The organism is Niastella vici, from assembly GCF_002077945.1.
Classification (GTDB): Bacteria; Bacteroidota; Bacteroidia; order Chitinophagales; family Chitinophagaceae; genus Niastella; species Niastella vici.
This window is the reverse complement of sequence record NZ_LVYD01000130.1, coordinates 1-1,586: the sequence shown is the minus strand read 5'-3', so window position 1 is coordinate 1,586 and position 1,586 is coordinate 1. Positions and strand designations below refer to the sequence as shown.

3 protein-coding genes are annotated in these 1,586 nt (G+C 41.4%); all 3 read right to left on the bottom strand.

Translation table 11 applies throughout. From position 1 onward, the window contains the following. Positions 1-761: recombinase family protein (locus A3860_RS40355; RefSeq protein ID WP_158085508.1), on the bottom strand; the 761-nt coding region annotated here is incomplete at its 3' end. Then, positions 758-1,030: a hypothetical protein gene (locus tag A3860_RS40350; RefSeq protein ID WP_081156293.1), complete on the bottom strand. Its 273-nt coding sequence runs from the start codon at positions 1,028-1,030 to the stop codon at positions 758-760. The genes A3860_RS40355 and A3860_RS40350, both read right to left, overlap by 4 nt. 83 nt (positions 1,031-1,113) lie before the next feature. Beyond that, positions 1,114-1,368: a hypothetical protein gene (locus tag A3860_RS40345; RefSeq protein ID WP_081156292.1), complete on the bottom strand. Its 255-nt coding sequence runs from the start codon at positions 1,366-1,368 to the stop codon at positions 1,114-1,116. Positions 1,369-1,586 lie beyond the last annotated feature (218 nt).

The following is a 1,586-nucleotide window of genomic DNA, read 5'->3' as shown; positions in this document are numbered from 1 at the left end:
TGGGCAATGATTCCGCAATAAAATGGGTTGGAAAGGATCATGCTAAGTTTCTGCTTGTAGATCTTAACCCCCATTGCCTGTAACCGGGATAGGATTTCATCGTTTTTCATGCCTTGCGCTTTCCACTCAAATGCCTTGCGCAGTTTTTTGCCTATTTCATTGACAACAATCTTGCGGATCTTATCTTCTTTGACAATAGAGTAACCCATCGGCGGTTGCAAACACCAAATGCCTCGTTCCAGCTTTTCTTTTGTACCGGCAATGGCCCTCTGCCGACGTAACTGGTTATCATATTCACTGAACAAAAATTGCATGTTTTGCTGGAACACCCCGCCGGGGTTGCTGGTATCAATGGGCTGTGTAACCGCAATGATAGTAACGCCATATTTTTCTCGCAGTTCTTTCGATAGTCGCATGGCTCCGTCGCCAGTACGGCTAAACCTGTCCAACAGATACACCAGTATATGGGTTACTTTTTCTTTGTTCTTTTTAATGAACTCAAGCATGCGCTGGAACTCCTTACGGCCATCGGTACTGGCGCTTTCATAGGTTCCGCCAAAGTAACCCATAATGGCAAATTCGTTACGGGCTGCAAACTCCTCAATGGCTCGTTTCTGTGTGTCCAGGCTCAGGTTGGTTTCATATTGCTCTTTGGAGGATACACGGGTGTACACCACGCAAAATTTGCCGGTTGACGTTTTCTTGTAGTGCACAACTGGCCTTTTTGACCATTGCTGAAACAAATCAAGGTGCTGACTCATGATGCTTTCTTTTTAATAGGATTTAAGTATGAAATGTTATTAGTGTGTTGTAAAGGGACCACTTTGGCTTTTGCAACGCATTCAAACAGAATAAGAGCATACTGGTGAATGGTTTGCACTACCTGTTCAGCTTCTTCATCGCTGTAATGTTCGCAGCCAGGAAAGGTGCGTAGCTTTTCAACGGTTAATGGTTCTTTTTTAGGATTGATGGCCTGGGCAAATGCTGCACCATCCGCCTGGCTCTTCAGGTTTTTGATTGTGGTTCTCATAGTACAAGGATTTTTATATATCGCTTTATAAATGGAAAAATCGTGAGGTTATCCCACGATTTCGTTTAACTGACTGCAGTGATCTAATCTTCCTCATCATCGTCTTCACCATCATCTTCTTCTTCCGTTTCTTGGTAATCGGAAATCATGTCTACTATTTGATGAATAACATCACGCTGTTCCCGTTCAAACTGTACTTCTATTAACACTTCATCAATTTCTGTATCCGCACCAATGATATCATTATTGATCTCGTTTTCTAACAATACCTCTGCCACTTCTGTAATGATAGCAGCAGGAATACTCAACTCTTTTTTAGTTATTAATTTGCTTGACATACTTTTTTGTTTTTTTAAAGAATCAGTTGTAACACAAAAGTATGCTAGGGCTATAGGGTACCTTTGCAAACGCGCTCGAATGCATACGATTATATCTGAATTTCTTCGATTAGGTACAATTTGGCTCGATTTTCCTCAAATTGTCTCCTCCCCTAATGAGTCTCTTGATTGGACACCCAGGTTGACTATCATTTAAATACTATTTGAATTCGATTTGA

What these genes read in the sequence shown, in the direction of transcription:
- A3860_RS40350 (WP_081156293.1), bottom strand. Translation starts at nt 1,030, where the DNA reads ATGAGAACCACAATCAAAAACCTGAAGAGCCAGGCGGATGGTGCAGCA.
- A3860_RS40345 (WP_081156292.1), bottom strand. Translation starts at nt 1,368, where the DNA reads ATGTCAAGCAAATTAATAACTAAAAAAGAGTTGAGTATTCCTGCTGCT.